Below are 16,373 nucleotides of genomic sequence, written 5' to 3' on the forward strand. Positions count from 1 at the left end.
TCATTCATCACGGCCACGCGTGTGCTCCCACTCATCCAGGAGCCCCGGCAGCCGGGTCATGAGGAACCGATAGAAGGCGCCCATCTCCTTGACCCTGGCCCTTGGCGCTGATCCTTCCGGGAGGCTTGAAGCGGTGGAGTCGGCGAGGTCTGCGAGGCGCTTGTACACGGGGTTCTGCCGCAGGGAGGCGACGTACCACGCGTTGTCGGGGAGCGCGTAGCGGTCGCGCCGGCTGCTGGCTTGCGAGACCCGGTGCACGAAGCCGACGGTCTGCAGGTACCGCACGGCGCCGGAGACGGCGGCCGCGCTCGCGCCCAGTATCTCGGAGAGCTCGGCGGCGGTCAGCGAGCCGTCGTCGGAGACCACAAGGGCCATGAGGGCTCGGGCCGGCATCTTGGGAAAGCCCGCAGCCGTGAGGACGGCCGCGGATGTCTCGGCGGAGTCGGGCATACGATTGCGCCCGGGATCTGTCACGCCGTGCCCACCTCCCGGCGGCGCACGGCCACGAGTGAGAATGCCGTGATGACCGCGGCAATGCCGAGCATCCAGAAGCCGCCGCTCCAGTCGGTCCCGATACTGGTGGTGACGGGGCTGTGGGTAAACGGCGAGAGGTCCCTGAGCTTCTGGTCAAGGCCGAGCATGCCGCCGTAGATTCCGAGGACGACGCCGACGCCCAGGAGCGCCCACCCGGCAGGGATCGTGGCACGGGGCCAGACGACGAACACTGCGGCGGGCAGTGCAAGGTAGATGAGTGCTGCGGGAAGCTGGTCGACGGCGGTTTGCCAGACGTCGCCGACTGCGCTTGAGGTGTCTCCGGAGGCGGTCAGGGAGACCCAAGCCCCGAGGGCGGTGAATGCCATGACGAGCACCACCGAGACGGCACCGAGTCCGAGGAAGCTGCCCAGCCAGCGCATGCGGCCCACCGACTCGGACACCACGGGCTCGGCGGTTCCGGCCACCTCCTCCTGTCGGAGGCGAAGGACGGCCTGGAGACCGCACGCTGCGGCAAGTATTCCGGCTACTTCGAAAAGTGCCGCGACGAGGAGCTGGGTCATTGATGTGCCCTGTGCCTCGATCATGCCGCGGAGCACGGCCGTGATTTGGGGGTTGGAGGTGATCGAGGACTGGATCGCAGACCCGAGTGAGCCCGTGAGGAGGCCCGTCGCGAAACCTCCGATGCACCAGCCGATGATCGCTCCCTGCTGCAGGCGCAGCGCGAGCGAGAAGCTCCCGCGCAGCCAAGGCCTGGCGTCGGCGCGTCCGGATCGCCCGGCGAGCACGCTCGCGCCGACGTCCCGGCGCGCCATGATGGCTACGACGACGGCGGCGCACACCGCCCAGAGTGCAAGGGGAAGGAGCAACGGCCACCACCGGTTGCCCGTGTAGGCGAAAGTCTGCTGGCCCCAGCCGATGGGGGAGATCCAGCTCGGCCATGCGGCCGTCATGGTCGTCCCATCGGAACTCACCTGTCCGGTCGCGTCCCCGAAGCCGCGCAACAGGTACGCGATCATCACGAGCGCCGACGAGATACCGTTGGCACCTCGCGACGTGCTCAAGAACTCGGAGGCCAACAGGCCCACGCCGAGGAAGGCGAAACCCACGGCACCCGTCGCGAATCCGGCCACGAGCGAACCGGCCGGATCAAGCCCTCCGGCCATGAAGCCGAGCGCCGTCGCGACGGACACGAGCACGTTGGCCACGGCGCCGTGAAGGACGGTTGCGCCGAGCGGGGCCCATCGCCCGGCGGCCGTCGCGGAGATGATCTCGGCCCGTCCTGACTCCTCTTCGGCCCGGGTGTGCCGGACGGCCATGAACGTATTCATGAGTCCGGCAAGGACGCCCAGGAATGCGAAGATCTCGAAGAACGTGAACGAATCGAGTGCCGGACCGCGTGGGAGGCCGCGCAGGACGAGGATCGCGGGCGCCGCGGTGGCGAGCTGAAGCACCTGCGCGCGCGTTGCGTCGTCGCCGAAGGTCTTCGCTATGGCAGCGACGGCGAACAGAGCGAGCATTCCGATCGAGAGGACCCAGACAATCACCTGCCAGCGGTCTCGGCGCAACCGCTGCCGGTACAGGGTCCACAGCGCGTCCATCTTAGGCTCCCGCTGCCGCGGCGCGATGGCGCCGGTGATGGGTGCCGCCGTCGTCCGCTGCCTGCGGGGCAGGCGGGGCGACTGTGTCACCATAGTGGCGCAGGAACAGCTCTTCGAGCGACGGCGGCGCGACGAGCAGGCCTTTGACCCCGAGGGTGCCCAGAAGTGGCAGGACCTCGTGGACGCGATCGGATTCGGCGCCAAACTTGACGCGCCCGTCGGCCACGGTGAGGTCGTGGACCAGCGGCAGCGTGTCCAGCGCGTGGGTGTCCACACTGTCCTGCGCGAACGAGATCTCCGTGCGGGTGAGGTGGCGCAGTGCGTCGAGCGTGCCGCCGTCAACGATCCGGCCGGCGCGGATGATGCTCACGCGGTCGGCGAGTTGTTCTACTTCGGAGAGGATGTGGCTCGAGAGCAGGACTGTGGCGCCGTTCTCGTGCACGATCCGCCGGATCTCGCGAGTGAAGACGGCCTCCATGAGCGGGTCAAGGCCGCTCGTGGGCTCGTCCAGGAGATACAGCTCGGCGTCCATGACGAGGGCGGCGATGAGCGCGACCTTCTGGCGGTTTCCTTTCGAATAGGCACGGCCCTTCTTGCTCGGGTCGAAGTCGAATAGCTCGCAGAGGTGATGCTTGCGCTTCTTGTAGGTGGCTTGGTCTACGGAGCCGTCGCGGAGGCGGGAGAGGAGGTCGATGGCCTCGCCGCCAGAGAGGTTGGGCCAGAGGCTCACGTCTCCCGGGATGCTCGCGACGCGCCGGTGGAGTTCGACGGCGTCCGCCCACGGATGCCTGCCCAGGACCGTCGCGCTGCCCGACGACGCCCGGGCCAGCCCGAGAAGGATGCGCAGCGTGGTGGTCTTCCCCGCGCCGTTCGGCCCGAGGAAACCGTGGATCTCGCCCGCGTTGACCTCGAGATCGAGGCCGTCGAGCGCTTTGACGCGCCCGAAGTTCTTGTGCAAATCGATAGTCTGGATGACGGCGTCCATGATCACAAACATACGTAGTTTTCACAAATTTTTGAATGATCGAAAGACTCTTGTTTTCCAGTGCGGTTTGTGCGATGCGCAAATGACGCTGTTGGCCCCAGCTCTGACGCCTATACTCCGACTATGAATGAGATGAAGCCGCGCATTCTTTTGGTCGAGGATGACGTGCAGCTTCGGGCGATGCTGGAAGAGTTGCTAGTTGGCGAGGGCTACGAGGTATCCGGCGCTTCAGATGGACAGAAAGGCCTCCACCTCGCCCTGACCGGGGAATTCGACGTCCTGGTCTTGGACCGGGGCCTTCCGGTAATGGACGGGTTGAGTCTGTTGACGAAGCTGCGCAGGGAGGGCGTCGAGACAGCCGCGCTCATACTCTCCGCATTGGGCAATCCTGCAGACAGGGTTGAGGGACTCGACGCGGGGGCGGAGGACTACCTGTCGAAGCCTTTCGACGTGAACGAACTTCTGGCCCGGCTGCGTGCCTTACGACGGCGGCATATCGCCACCGCGACGACCCTGCGGATCACCGGTGGTCATTTTGACCTCGAATCGCGCAGCGTGACCCGTTCCGATGGTTCCGTCGTCGTATTGTCCGAACGGGAGAGCGCCTTGCTGGAGGAGCTGGCACGCTGGCCGAACCGGGTGTTCGGACGTGGCGAGATTCTTGAGTATGTCTTTCCGAACGCCGAAGAGGCAGGGGTGGTGGATACGTATGTCCATTACCTCCGGCGGAAGCTGGGACGGGGGAGCGTGCGGACGGTTCATGGCGTCGGCTACAGGATCGGCACGCTCGCATGAAGGGTCAAGCCGAGCACGAGCTGCAACGGTCCTCCTGGCGGCTGGCCCTGCAGACCGGCGCTTTGCTGGTGCTGCTCTTGGTGGCGATTGCCGGATCGGTGCTGTTGATTGTCAGCACGAGCCAGGCCACCGCAGCCCAACGCCTCCTGGCCACCGCCACCGAGCACGTCGATTCGATCGTGGACGCCCCCGCCGGAACCTGGCTGGCGATCTCCAACCAGGGCTTGTTGACCGCGTCCCCCGGGATGCCGTCCGGGCTGCCGGATCTGAAGGCTATCGAGGCTGTCGCCGCCAGCGGAGTCGCCGCCCAGAAGGACGTTTCGATAGGGGGCCGCTCGTACACGGTCCGTACCGCCGATTCCGGAGGCCGGGTAGTTCAAGCGGTGTTCGATCGTCACGAGAATCTGGAGGAGCTGAACCGGCTGGGCCTTGCCCTGCTGCTGACCTGCGGGGGAGCCGTGGTGTTGACGAGCCTTCTGGCGGTGTGGTTGGCCCGGCGTACCATGCGGCCCATGGCCGAGGCTCTCGACCGGCAACGGCGATTCGTCGCGGATGCAAGCCATGAACTGCGCACGCCGCTGACCCTGCTGAGTATGCGTGCGCAAATGCTTCGGCGCCGCTTGGCTACTTCTTCGCCGCAAGAGTCACCAGCAAAGATCGAGGCGGACGTGGACGCCATGATCGAGGACTCGCGCTCGCTGACTCGCCTACTTGAAGATTTACTCGTCTCGGCGGATTCGCGGCGCGTCGAGCACATGGACGTCGACGTCGTGAGGTTGGCGGACGACGTCGTCGAGTCGTTTTCGGCCTCCGCCGCGCGCCGCAGCGTCGTGGTTGAACGAAGCGGAATGGCGGACCCGATGGTGATCACTGGCGTGCCGACGGCGCTGCGCCGGCTTTTCGTGGCGTTGCTGGACAACGCCGTCCGTTTCGCACGGACACAGGTGGACGTGGGCGTATCCATAGCCTCGAGGACGCTGGTCATCACGGTGTGCGATGACGGCCCCGGATTTGCGGATAATGTCAAGCCGCGGGCCTTCGAACGATTCGCAACCGCGCCGCCTTCCGACGCCGCACCGGAGGACGGCGCCGCGCCGCGCCACTACGGGCTCGGACTCGCCCTCGTCGCTGAAGTGGCCGCGCAACACCGCGGCCGGGTGGAAATCGGCACGCAACCATCCGGAGCGGTCATCGTGGTGCATCTACCGATCCGACGAAACCCCGGGAACACTCCTGCGACCGGTTCCTGGGTCCGCACCGTGGTTTCCAGGCTTCGAAGAATGTTCTAAGAACCCGAACCTAGCATTGCGGCATGAGCAGACCATGGGCCACCGCGGGAGGAACTGGATGACGGCCCGGGCTGGAGCAACGGGCCGGACGGCCAGTCAGCGGCGGGCGCCACAACGGGCGCGTTACCTGCGGCGGGCTCGTTTGGCCGACTCGTTGGAAACGATCGTCTGGTTGTCGGTGGCGCTCGTACTGGCACTGTTTCTGGCAGACAGCGGACTGGTGGAATTCAAAACCCTCGCAGGCGCCCTTACCGCCGTCGGCATCATCGCAGGACTCGTGGGGACCGACCTGATGCTGATCCAGCTCCTCCTGGCAGCGCGGCTCCCGGTCATTGACCGGGCATTTGGCCACGACCGGGCCCTGTTGGTCCACCAGCGGTTGGGCAAGCCCGTCTTTTACCTCATTTCCTTACATGTGCTGCTGCTTTGGATCGGCTACGCGCTGACGGCGCGATTGAACGTGTTTGCAGAAATATGGGACATGTTCAGCTCGCTGCCGGACATGAAAGTCGCATACCTGGGATATGGATTGCTGGCGGTGGTGGTGGTGACCTCGCTGGTTCTTGTCCGGCGGAAGCTTTCCTACGAGGCGTGGCATGTTGTCCACTTCCTGGCATACGCTGCCGTGCTCGCTGCCCTGCCACACCAGTTCAGCACCGGGCAACTGTTCGCTGATGGAACTTGGGCGCGCTACTACTGGTTGACGCTCTATTCCGGGGTCGCCGCCGCACTGCTCATCTATCGGTTCATCTTTCCTGTGTTGCGGACTCTGCGCCATGATCTTCGGGTCAGCAGTATCGTCACGGAAGCGTCCGGCGTGTACTCAATCGAGATGACCGGACGTTCCCTGGCGGATCTGAAAGTCCGTGGCGGCCAATTCTTCATCTGGCGGTTCTGGTCGCGCGGACTATGGTGGCACGCACACCCCTTCTCGCTCTCGGCGGCTCCGGGGATCCTTCGCCTGAAAGTGACTGTTCGTGAGCTGGGAGGCGGAACTGCCGAATTGAACGCACTCCCGATCGGCACCAGGGTAAGCATCGAGGGACCCTACGGACTCTTTACGGACCGGGCCCGCACCACCCGGCGTGCGGTCGCCGTCGCAGCCGGCATCGGAATTACGCCCATCATCTCTTTGCTTGAGCAGGGCGACTTTGGGCCCGGCGAGATGACGGTGATCGTTCGAGCCCCGGACGAGAAGGGTCTCTACCTTTACCGCGAGCTCCAGAAACTGTGTACCAGGAAATCGGCAACGCTCTACGTCCTGCTGGGGCGCCGTCCGAAGAGGGGCCATGACAGCTGGCTGCCGGCACGGGAGGCCAGCCACCGCATGAGCCTGTCCACGATCGTTCCCCATGTCCGGGACGCCGACGTGTTCGTGTGCGGGCCGCGCGACTGGACAGACCTGGTAGTCGAGGACGCAAGACGGGCGGGCGTACCCCGGTTCCGGATCCACTACGAAAGGTTCAGCTGGTGAGAGCGCGCAGCGCCATACTGGCCGGCCTCGCTTCCGCCGCCGTCCTCGTCATCGGATGGCAGGCCGGAAATCAAGCAGATTCCACACCCGGCGGCACTGCCGCCAAGGCGGCTAACCCGCCGTCGGGCGCTGGATCACCGGGCGGCACCAGCGCCGGTCCTGCGGGCCCGTCCGCTGCCCGTGCGAAAGACGGAACCTTCGACGGCAGCCAGATCCGGACCCGGTACGGCACGGTGCAGGTCCAGGCCGTGATATCCGGCGGCAAGATCACCGACGTCGTACCGCTGCAGCTGACCGACGTCGGGTCCCTGTCAGGCGAAATCGACCAGCAGGCCGTGCCGATGCTCAAATCCGAGGTGCTATCGAGCCAATCAGCCAACGTGGACACGGTGGGAGGGGCAACCTACACGAGCGAGGGGTACCTTAGCTCGTTGCAGGCCGCACTCGACGCTGCAAACTTCAAGGGATAGCAGGAGAGGCTAGCGGCGCTTGTAGTAGTCCCGCCAGATCAGCCGGTGCACGGGTATGCGGCGGGGCAGTGACCTGAGTCCGGGGATGAACGGCACCAAGGTCAGGAGGAGCGTCAGGATCACCATGGACAACACGACGAGGACATCCGCGTTTGGTGATGACTTGAACGGTTCCACTTGGTACAGGGCGGAGAAGAGCCACAGCCAGGACTGGCCGGGGTAGTTCCCGGTTTCGTTCATCATTCCCCACTGGTCTCCCGTCAGATGCTGGGCGTCGGCGAGGCCGTGGAAGTAGCCGCCGTCGCCGAGGAACAGGATGCTGGCTTTGTAGTCGGTGTTGTAAAACGAACCTCTTGCGCTCAGCACCGGATCAAGGGTGCCTTGCTGCGCCATCGCCAGAAGGGCTCCGGCGAGGGCCGGTACCGGACCGTAGTCGCCGGGCGGAACCTTCGCAGGGTCATTGTCCGGGGCTTTGCTGAGTGCGTCGCCGTACGCCATGGTCCAGGAAGCACGTTGAGTGTCGCTTGCCTTCGTCCATTCGTCGATTGCCCCCGGGGGTGTCGGAAGGGTTTGGAGCGGGCCGATGACGAAGTCGTTGGCCGTGTCGATCGGAAGCCTTACGCCGGAAAGACTCTGCAGGTCGATCGGGCCGAGCTTTTGGGTAGCGTCGGGCGTCGAATTGTAGGGTGGCCCATACCCTGCCGTGCCGCTGGTGCCACCGAGTTCCGTGGTGGCCGTTGCGACGAAGTCCGCGGGGTCCGTCAGTGCCCAGGACTTCAGGGTCACCGTCGGCTCGTCCGGGGAGCTGAAAACCGCTGAGAGTCCCAGGACAAGCAGAGCAACGACCACCAGCCCAACAGCGAGTTCCTTGAACAGGTCGTATTCGCGCGTCGTGCCGGGCCATGGCCTGCTGGCGATGTCGTTTCTTGCGCGCCACGAGACTGATACTGGGGCCTTTGTCATTTCATGTCCTCGCCGTCGACGGCCGGAATTGGTGCCGCTGAGCGTAGCTGGGCGTCAGATGTCGCAGCCTCCAACGGGGGTACCACCCCGTGCATCCGCACGAGAACAACGTGGAGGGCGACGACGACGGCGACGGCCAAGGGGAGGAGTGTGATGTGCCACATGAGTATCTGCCCCAGGTCCGCTACGTTGAACCATGCCCCCACACCGACGGCGTTGAGGGCGTCTTTGGCTTGGAAGGCGATCCACTGCGAGTCGAAATTTGTTTGAAGCAGGTATCCGGTAAAGGCGGTGACGATTGAGACGACGAACGCGAGCATCCCGGTGATCCAGGTCAGCGCGCGCCCGCCCCGCCACGCAGCCATCCAAAATTTGCCCCAGAGGTGGATCACCATGAACATGAAGAACAGTTCAACGCTCCACAAATGGGTGCTGTTGATGAAACGGCCGAGTCCGGAGACGTGGAACCAAGTGGGTCCGTTCAATGCCAGTACGGCGCCGGAACCAAGGATGTAGACGAACGCGGCAACGGCGCCCATGCCAAAGACGTAAATCCAGGACGACACGTAACTCGGCTGGCCTTCGGGAAGCAGCTTGTCCGGCGGCAGCCGGCGCAAGGCCCAGCCCCGGGTCTTTCCTGTCCAAGTGGAGAATCTTGCTTCACCGTCCTCGGCAGCCGAAACCGGACCGCGGTCGGCGGTCATTTCCGTGTCTTTCCGTGTGGAAACGGAATCACCAAGGCGAGAATGAATAGCACGACCATCGTGGCAATAACTACTAGATTGCCGAACTGGATCAGGAAATCACCCCACTGGAAATAGATTCCGGTATCCGGCATTCCGGCATCCGCCTGTTTTATTCCGAGCATCACGGCCTCTTTCGGTGAAAGGCGAACCTTGGGTGGGAAGCCTTCCTATGAATGACGCTACAAGCTTGCTGGCCAACAGACACGGGTCAAAGGGCCCTATTGGATGATGCCGGCCGCGTGCATGCTGGAATGGCTTGGAATTCCGACCATCGAAAGGACCGACCATGTCACCGGATACCGCAGACCCCGTGGAAGTCCTGAACGAGGAAGAATGCTGGAATATCCTTTTGGGTGCGACGTTGGGGCGGTTGGCATTGAGCATCGCCAACGAACCCGAGATCTATCCGATCAACTTCGTCGCCCACGACGGAAAAATCCTCCTCCGCACGAATCCCGGGGAGAAGCTGTTCGCGCTCACGATCAATGACAAAGTTGCGTTGGAGACCGACGGGGTCGGTAACCAATCCGTCTGGAGCGTCGTGGTCAAAGGCACGGCACGGCAACTGGAGTCCGGTGCCGAGATCGAAGCGGCCGAAAGGATTCCGCGCCAACAATTGACGTCGACCAAGAAGCGGGTTTTCGTGGAGATCGTCCCGACATCCATCACCGGGAGGCGCATTCACCGCGGACCGGAAAACGATGAGCTGGCCCCTGGCGACTTGTACTGAACAACATCTGCTTCACCGGAGTTCCGGGTTGGGCCGACGCACCACCAGGACGGGGCAGCTGGCGTGATGAAGCACGGCGTGGGCGGCCGAACCGATGGTGCCCCGAACGAGTCCGCGTCCTTTGGTCCCGACGACGATGATGGAGGCATCTTGGGCCTCCGCCAAAATTGAGCCAGGGATAGACGTGCCGATCGGCGATCTTATTTGGAGGTCGAGGTCCGGAATTGTTTCGTGGGCGCTCCGAGCCGCGGTGTCGAGAAGCGCCTGGACCCGGGGTTCTGCTTGGTCTTGAGTCGAAACGGCTGCGTCAGGGTTGGGGCGTGGAATCCAGTGTTTCTTCCGGACGTGCACCACGCGAAGGGCTGCCCCGGCCAACGCGGCCAGGTTGCAGGCATGCCGAAGCGGTAGCTCCCAATCGTCGACGTCGACGCCGACGACAACAGGACCGCCCAGGTTTTCTCCGCCGCGGATGACAGCGACCGGGCAATCGGCTGTTGCCGCGAGTTCCAAGCTGACGGAGCCGATCAGCAGTCCCATGAAACCCCCTGCGCCCCTGGTTCCGAGGACCAGCAATGCGGCGCCCGAAGAGAGTGTCCTGAGGTGTTCGGCCGGCCACCCATAGGACAGCGTCGTTTTGACAGCCAATCCAGGAACCGCATCGTGGACCCGTGCAACGCCCTCGGTCAGAATGTCCTCGGCCGCGCGTCGCAACCCGCTGCCTTCGACGCCCGGCACGGGACCGAGATCGTGGGTGATTGCCGGCCACAGGGTGCTGTGAACCAGGTGCAGTCGGCAGTTGCGTTGAGCCGCCTGGCGGGCAGCCCAACGGACAGCTGGGACAGCTGCTGCGGATCCGTCGTATCCAACGATGATTTCTTCCGCGGTGTCCATGATCTCCTTACTCGTGAGGATGTTTGAAGGTGGAATGGCTTCAGGGCTCACTCCAGATGGGGCTCACTCCAGATGCACGTGGCGTCCGGTGACCCTGTTTGCCTGGATCCGGATAAAGAGATTCCGTGCTCCGCCGGCCCACGGCTCTGCCATGCTCTTTCCCCATAGCCTGGTCAGCAGATCCTGGTCATCAACACGGGACGAGGCCCCGCTGACCAGCACCGACCAACCCTCGCTCCGATCGGCACGCGAATCGTCGATTTCAAAAGACGACTCAAGCGACGGGACTGCCCCGGCGATGGATCCATCCCCGGCCGTGCGGAAGTAGATGGACTGGCCGTCGACCAGATAATTCACGGGCAGAATCATGACTCTGCCTTGTTCAACGAAGCCGAAGCGGCCCGTGGCGTTTGAGCGCAGGAGATCCCAGCACTGTTCCTGACTGAGTTCTTCCGCGACGTGCAGTCCGCCGTCAACGCGGCCTGCGTCCATGCTGGGGAGTGACATGTCTGCTCCTATGGTTGTCTAGCTCTGTTCCGTCGTTCGGGCACACGATCGCGGGTACGAAAGATGTGCAACTCCCTGCAGCCTATTGAGCGCCCTTCTCCTGCTGTAGGGCCGAAAGGCCCGACGATGTGACTAAATGCCCTGTGGGAAGGACCGGAAACGAGCGACACTGGACGCAGGCACGCAATCCAAACCAAAAGGAAAATTGGCCATGATGTACGGATGGGCTGGAAACATCGGCATCGGCGGCTGGATCGCCATGGGGCTGATGATGTTGCTGTTCTGGGGAGGAATTGCCACCCTGGTGATCCTCCTGCTGCGTGGGAACCACGCGGGCGGACGGGGTCCCTATGGGCCACCGAATGATGATTCCGAGCGTATCCTCAATGAGCGCTTTGCCCGAGGCGAGATCGACGAAACGGAGCTCACCGCGCGCCGCGCCGCCCTAAGGCGCCGGCCGTGATCAGGCCTCCCGCGGAGTCCATTGCTACTTCCGCGTGTTACGCCGTCTCTGGAACCGGTGAAGGGCTTCGATAGCGGGGATTCCTCCGAGCGCGCTGCCAAGCGCCGCCAGGAAAAGATCGTTCGGGGGCCATTCCAAGCCGAAGAAGTCTTGGAGCAGAGGCACGCTCAGCACAAGGACCAGGCCGAGGTACATCGCCCCGATGATGCCCGCGCGTCGCAGGTTGAGCGGGCGCGAAATGGCTACCAGTATCCATAGGCCCGTGAGTGAGAGCGTGAGAACCGAGGCTGTGCGGGTGGCATTGCTTGTGTGACCGCCGGCAGCCGTGGCGTAAGCGTTGAGGGAAAAGACGGCGGCAGCAACGACGAACCCCGCAGGCACGGCGAAGGAGAGGGAGCGTTTGAGGAACCCCGGGACGTAGCGGCGGCTATTGGGCATGAGGGCAAGGAAAAATGCCGGGATTCCTATGGTGAGGCCGTCTGTGGCGGACAGCTGGCGCGGCAGGAACGGGAATTCCCACAGAAGCGACCCGAAGATGACGGAGAGGGCGATGGCGTATGCGGTCTTGCTGAGGAACAGGACCGAAACCCGTTCAATATTCGCGATGACGCGCCTGCCCTCCGCGACCACGCCGGGGAGCCTGTCGAAGCGCCCGTCCAGGAGAACGAGGCGGGACACTGCCTTGGTGGCGGCCGCGGCCGAGTCCATGGCGATACCGATGTCAGCTTCCTTGAGCGCCAGTGCGTCGTTGACCCCGTCCCCGGTCATCGCGACAGTATGGCCGCCCCGCTGCAGCGCAAGGACCATGTCCCTCTTCTGTTCCGGGGTGACCCGTCCGAACACCACGTTGTTCTCCAGCGCTTCCAGCATCAGCTCCGGATCCTTCGGTAGTTCCCGTGCGTCGTACCCGTTTTCGGCGTCCAGTCCGAGCTCGCGGGCCACAGCGGCGACGGTGCGGGGATCGTCGCCGGAGATGATCCGCACGTCCACGCCCTGCTCCCGGAAATAGCCGAGGATTCTTGAAGCGTCCGGGCGCACCTTCTCCCGGAAGGTCAGCAGGCAGATCGGGGCGCAGCCGGCCGGCGGTTGATCCTCCGCGGCATCCTGTGCGGGCAACGGCCCGGGAGCGTTGGCAAGGACCAAGGTGCGCAGCCCGGAGGAGGCCAGACGGGCGGAGGCTTCAAGGACGCGCGCTGTGCCTGAGGTGTCCTCGCGCAGCACAATCTCCGGAGCGCCCAGCACCCACGTGCCGGAGACGAATTGGTCCGCGCCGAAGCTGACGGCGCTCCATTTCCGCGCAGAAGAGAATGGCGCCGTCGCGACTGGGCGCAGGCCGTCGCCGGATGGAAAGCCCTCGGCGAGGCATCGGGCAGTGGCATTGGCCTGAGGGTCGGCTCCGAACCAGCCCAGAACCTGCTTCCAGCCAGGGTTCAGTGACGGCACTGCTTCGTGTACGGCGTCGAACACGAGCTGGCCTTCGGTGAGGGTGCCGGTCTTGTCCAGACAGAGCATGTCCACCCGCGCGAGGCCTTCCACAGCTGCCAACTCCTGGATCAGGACTTTCTCACGGGCCAGCCGGATCCCGCCCACAGCGAAAGCGACGCTGCTCAGGAGCACCAGGCCCAGCGGGATCATGGCGATGACGCTGGCGACCGCGCCCACGGCGCCGGTTCTCCAACTGCCCGTTGCGATGGCCTGCTCCCAACCGCCGCTGGCCTGCATCTGTCCGTTGATGACGAGGACCATCACGGGGAGCAATAGCCACGTGATCCAACGCAGGATCCTCTTGAGACTGTTGCGAATCTCGGAGTTGACCATGGAGAACCGTTTGGCCTCGGCGGTCAGCTTGCTGGCGAAGGAACCGGCGCCGACGCGGACCACCCGGGCCCTGCCGTGGCCGCCCAAGACGCTGGAGCCGGAGAGCACCTCGGATCCCGGTCCCTTGCTCACGGGATTCGATTCGCCAGTGAGCAGCGATTCGTCAATTTCCAGGCCGTCGCCGTCGATCATGACCGCGTCTGCGGGCACTTGGTCGCCGATGCCCAGCAGGAGGACGTCGTCGCGGACGACGTCCCGAACGTCAATGTCCTGCGGAACGCCATCGCGGACAACCCGGGCGAGCGGAGCGTCGAGGATCGCGAGCCGGTCCAACGATCTTTTGGCCCGGTACTCCTGAACGACGCCGATGAGGATATTGCCGACTGCAGCCAGCCCGAAGAGTGCATCCTTCCACTGGCCCAGCAGAAGCAGCAGACCAAAGCTGCAACCCACGATCGCGTTGAAAAGCGTCAGAAGGTTTGCCCGGAGGATCTGCCACAGGGTTCTGCTTGGGCTACCGGATACTCTGTTGGTCAGTCCTGCTTCTGTGCGGGCCGTGACCTCGGCGCTGGACAACCCGAATTCGACGGGGGAGCTGGTCCCGTCAACGCACGGATGGTTCAGGGCTGGTTGTTGCGTCACAGTTTCTGCGCTTCTTGGGGGTAACTTCCTCTCAGCCGGCCGCTAGGGACGGTGCGGTGACCAGACCCAGTCCTGGATTTCCGGGAGGTCTTCGAAGTGCTCCCGGATATATCGCACATGTGCATCCAGTTGCCTGCGGCAGAAGTGGACGAGTTCATCCGCGCCCGCGACTTGCCGATGGACGCGACGCAGCGCTTCGAGGACCAGGTGATAGCGGCTCATCTTGTTCAGGACCACCATGTCAAAGGGGGTGGTGGTGGTTCCTTGTTCGTTGTAGCCGCGGACGTGGAACCGTTCCGGGCGGGGCCTTCCATGCAGGAGCTGGTGTAGGGCCCGGGCGTAGCCGTGCCAGGCCACGATGACTTCTCCGTCGGCTGTGAACAGTTCTTCGAATTTCTCGTCGGACAGGCCGTGGGGGTGGGCGTCGCGGGGCGGGAGGACCATGGCGTCCATGACGTTGACAACGCGGACCGCCAGTTCGGGCAGATGCTCTTGCAGCAACCAGGCTGCGGCCAGCGTCTCCTGGGTGGGGATGTCCCCCGCACACGCCATGACGACGTCGGGCACGGCCCGGGCGGCGCCCGGTTCCTCTTTGCCGGTCGGTTCCTCGTTCCCGGCCCACGACCAGATGGACGCTCCTGCCGCGGCGTGACGCCTTGCCTCCTCCAGGGTCAGGTACTGCGGGTGCGGTTGTTTGTCTACGACTACCAGATTTACGTAGTCCTTGCTGCGAAGGATGTGTTCGGCGGTGACGAGCAGGGTGTTCGCGTCCGGTGGCAGGTAGACGCGGGTGACCGTCCCCGACAGGGACAACACCGTGTCGATCAGTCCAGGCCCCTGGTGGCTGAATCCGTTGTGGTCGTTGCGCCAGCAGGTGGAGGTCAACAGGATGTTCAGGCTCGGCACGGGTGCGCGCCATTCAAGCTCGCGGGCGTGCTGGAGCCATTTGGCATGTTGGATGGTCATCGACGCGCTGACCATCGCGAAGGCCTCATAACTGGCGAAGAGGCCATGGCGGCCCGTGAGCAGGTATCCCTCCAGCCAGCCTTGACACAAGTGTTCGGAGAGGACTTCCATGACCCTGCCTCCTGCCGAGACCTGGTCTTCGGGGAGGGCATGATCGCCGTCCATGGCGGGTTCCAGAAGGCAGCGGTCGGTTGCCTGGAAGACAGCGCCGAGCCGGTTGCTGTTGGTTTCGTCGGGGCAGAAGAGCCGGAACCGAGGATTGTTGGCCGTAGCGATGTAGATGTCCCGGAGCAGTTCACCCAAGGGCCTGGTGGTCTCATGGATGACCGATCCTCGGGGCGCCGGCGGCACCGCGTACCGTTCCAAGTCGGGGATTTCCAGGGCAGTGCCGGCTCCGCCCCTGCTCGCGGGGGTTGCGCCCATGCGGAGGTTTCCTTCCGGGGCAAGCCCGGCCAGTTCGGGGACGAGCCGGCCCGCGCTGTCGAAGAGGGTTTCCGGCCGGTACGAGCGCATCCAGGCCTCAAGCTGCACCCGGTGTTCGGGATTCTCGCGAACGTTTGCCAGAGGCACCTGGTGGGAGCGAAAGGTTCCTTCGACGGGGAGCCCGTCAACCATGGCTGGCCCGGTCCACCCTTTAGGTGTTCGCAAGATGATGGCGGGCCACCGTGCCGGGCCGTGCACACCATGCCTGACCGCCTGGGATTGCAGTTCGCGGATGTTCGCATACGCCGCGTCCATCGCTGCGGCGAGCGAGCGGTGGACAAGCTGGGGATCGTCGCCGGAGACTGTCACCGGATCCCAGCCATGGGCCCTGAGCAGCGCCTCCACGTCCTCGTCGGATCTGCGGCCTAGAACGGTTGGGCCGGAGATCTTGTGCCCGTTCAGATGCAATATCGGCAGCACGGCACCGTCCCGCGCCGGGTTGAGAAAAGATGGCGCCTTCCATGATCCTTCCAACGGGCCCGTCTCGGCTTCGCCGTCGCCGATGACGCAGGCGACAATCAGCCCGGGGTTGTCCATGGCCGCACCAGTGGCGTGCATCAAGGAGTAGCCAAGCTCGCCTCCTTCGTGAATTGACCCAGGAGTGGCAGGGCCGACGTGGCTCGATACCCCGCCCGGTGTGGAAAACTGCCGGACAAGCCGCCGGAGCCCGGGGACATCCATCCCCACCTTCGGATAGACCTCCGAGTAGGTGCCCTCAAGGTAGACATTGGCGACGACGGCGGGACCACCATGGCCCGGACCCGCAACGAACAGGACCTCCGCTGAGGTCCGTCTGATCAGCCGGTTCAAGTGGGCATAGACCAGCGACAAGCCCGGGCTGGTTCCCCAATGCCCCAGAAGCCGGGGCTTAATGTGGCTTGGCAGCAACGGCTCCCGCAACAGGGGATTTTCCTGGAGGTAGATCTGGGCCACGGTGAGGTAGTTGGCCGCGGACCAATACCGGTCCAGAAGCTCAAAGTCCTCGGCCCCAGCCTCCGGGACGGCGGTTGTTGTTTCCATGTGTTGCCTCTTCCGGGGTCGACGGCGTGCCGAATGCG

Annotated in this window: 16 protein-coding genes; 6 read left to right on the top strand and 10 right to left on the bottom strand. The window is 64.3% G+C overall.

What is annotated here, in order from left to right:
* The 3 genes from OOZ51_RS17450 to OOZ51_RS17460 are packed head-to-tail and all read right to left on the bottom strand — an operon-like array spanning position 1 to position 3,078.
* Positions 1-474, bottom strand: coding sequence for a GbsR/MarR family transcriptional regulator (locus tag OOZ51_RS17450; protein ID WP_265981040.1), 474 nt, complete (start codon positions 472-474; stop codon positions 1-3).
* Positions 471-2,093 (bottom strand): ABC transporter permease, encoded by a 1,623-nt coding sequence (locus OOZ51_RS17455; protein WP_265981041.1) that lies wholly within the window; start codon positions 2,091-2,093, stop codon positions 471-473. Before OOZ51_RS17455 ends, OOZ51_RS17450 begins: the two co-directional genes overlap by 4 nt.
* A gap of 1 nt (position 2,094) precedes the next feature.
* Positions 2,095-3,078 carry an ABC transporter ATP-binding protein gene (locus tag OOZ51_RS17460; RefSeq protein ID WP_265981084.1) on the bottom strand — a complete coding sequence of 328 codons (984 nt, stop codon included), beginning with the start codon at positions 3,076-3,078 and terminating at the stop codon, positions 2,095-2,097.
* Positions 3,079-3,201: 123 nt separating this feature from the next.
* Here OOZ51_RS17460 and OOZ51_RS17465 point away from each other — a divergent pair, with 123 nt between their 5' ends.
* The 4 genes from OOZ51_RS17465 (at position 3,202) to OOZ51_RS17480 (ending at position 7,106) form a co-directional block, all read left to right on the top strand.
* The gene (locus OOZ51_RS17465; protein ID WP_265981042.1) at positions 3,202-3,873 is read left to right on the top strand and encodes a response regulator transcription factor; all 672 of its coding nucleotides are present in this window, start codon (positions 3,202-3,204) and stop codon (positions 3,871-3,873) included.
* On the top strand, positions 3,870-5,162 hold the full coding sequence (locus tag OOZ51_RS17470; RefSeq protein ID WP_265981043.1) for a sensor histidine kinase: 1,293 nt from the start codon (positions 3,870-3,872) through the stop codon (positions 5,160-5,162). The genes OOZ51_RS17465 and OOZ51_RS17470 overlap by 4 nt, the downstream gene beginning before the upstream one ends.
* 154 nt (positions 5,163-5,316) lie before the next feature.
* Positions 5,317-6,636 (top strand): ferredoxin reductase family protein, encoded by a 1,320-nt coding sequence (locus OOZ51_RS17475; protein ID WP_265981044.1) that lies wholly within the window; start codon positions 5,317-5,319, stop codon positions 6,634-6,636.
* On the top strand, positions 6,633-7,106 hold the full coding sequence (locus OOZ51_RS17480; RefSeq protein WP_265981045.1) for an FMN-binding protein: 474 nt from the start codon (positions 6,633-6,635) through the stop codon (positions 7,104-7,106). The genes OOZ51_RS17475 and OOZ51_RS17480 overlap by 4 nt, the downstream gene beginning before the upstream one ends.
* Positions 7,107-7,115: 9 nt before the next feature.
* Here OOZ51_RS17480 and OOZ51_RS17485 read toward each other — a convergent pair whose 3' ends face one another.
* From OOZ51_RS17485 to OOZ51_RS17495, 3 genes are read right to left on the bottom strand one after another with little or no spacing between them, the layout of a single operon-like run.
* Positions 7,116-8,069 carry a hypothetical protein gene (locus tag OOZ51_RS17485; protein WP_265981046.1) on the bottom strand — a complete coding sequence of 318 codons (954 nt, stop codon included), beginning with the start codon at positions 8,067-8,069 and terminating at the stop codon, positions 7,116-7,118.
* The gene (locus tag OOZ51_RS17490; protein WP_265981047.1) at positions 8,066-8,773 is read right to left on the bottom strand and encodes a cytochrome b N-terminal domain-containing protein; all 708 of its coding nucleotides are present in this window, start codon (positions 8,771-8,773) and stop codon (positions 8,066-8,068) included. The genes OOZ51_RS17485 and OOZ51_RS17490 overlap by 4 nt, the downstream gene beginning before the upstream one ends.
* A complete protein-coding gene (locus tag OOZ51_RS17495; RefSeq protein WP_265981048.1) occupies positions 8,770-8,937 on the bottom strand; it encodes a hypothetical protein in 168 nt (55 codons plus the stop codon). The genes OOZ51_RS17490 and OOZ51_RS17495 overlap by 4 nt, the downstream gene beginning before the upstream one ends.
* A gap of 164 nt (positions 8,938-9,101) precedes the next feature.
* On the opposite strand from OOZ51_RS17495, the gene OOZ51_RS17500 reads away from it, so the two are divergent.
* Positions 9,102-9,545 (top strand): pyridoxamine 5'-phosphate oxidase family protein, encoded by a 444-nt coding sequence (locus OOZ51_RS17500; RefSeq protein WP_265981049.1) that lies wholly within the window; start codon positions 9,102-9,104, stop codon positions 9,543-9,545.
* A 12-nt stretch (positions 9,546-9,557) separates the two neighbouring features.
* On the opposite strand, the gene OOZ51_RS17505 is transcribed toward OOZ51_RS17500, so the two are convergent.
* Together OOZ51_RS17505 and OOZ51_RS17510 are read right to left on the bottom strand one after the other, a co-directional pair.
* The gene (locus OOZ51_RS17505) at positions 9,558-10,436 is read right to left on the bottom strand and encodes a universal stress protein (RefSeq protein ID WP_265981050.1); all 879 of its coding nucleotides are present in this window, start codon (positions 10,434-10,436) and stop codon (positions 9,558-9,560) included.
* A 63-nt stretch (positions 10,437-10,499) separates the two neighbouring features.
* The gene (locus tag OOZ51_RS17510; RefSeq protein ID WP_265981051.1) at positions 10,500-10,943 is read right to left on the bottom strand and encodes a pyridoxamine 5'-phosphate oxidase family protein; all 444 of its coding nucleotides are present in this window, start codon (positions 10,941-10,943) and stop codon (positions 10,500-10,502) included.
* Positions 10,944-11,154: 211 nt separating this feature from the next.
* On the opposite strand from OOZ51_RS17510, the gene OOZ51_RS17515 reads away from it, so the two are divergent.
* A complete protein-coding gene (locus OOZ51_RS17515) occupies positions 11,155-11,406 on the top strand; it encodes an SHOCT domain-containing protein (protein ID WP_265981052.1) in 252 nt (83 codons plus the stop codon).
* 24 nt (positions 11,407-11,430) lie between these two features.
* Here OOZ51_RS17515 and OOZ51_RS17520 read toward each other — a convergent pair whose 3' ends face one another.
* Together OOZ51_RS17520 and OOZ51_RS17525 are read right to left on the bottom strand one after the other, a co-directional pair.
* Positions 11,431-13,866, bottom strand: a complete 2,436-nt coding sequence (locus OOZ51_RS17520; RefSeq protein WP_265981053.1) for an HAD-IC family P-type ATPase — start codon at positions 13,864-13,866, stop codon at positions 11,431-11,433.
* Positions 13,867-13,908: 42 nt separating this feature from the next.
* Entirely contained in the window at positions 13,909-16,335 is a 2,427-nt protein-coding gene (locus tag OOZ51_RS17525) for a phosphoketolase family protein (protein ID WP_265981054.1), read from the bottom strand.
* Between the last annotated feature and the right edge of the window lie 38 nt (positions 16,336-16,373).

The sequence above is a fragment of the Arthrobacter rhizophilus genome, assembly GCF_026241105.1.
Classification (GTDB): domain Bacteria; phylum Actinomycetota; class Actinomycetes; order Actinomycetales; family Micrococcaceae; genus Arthrobacter.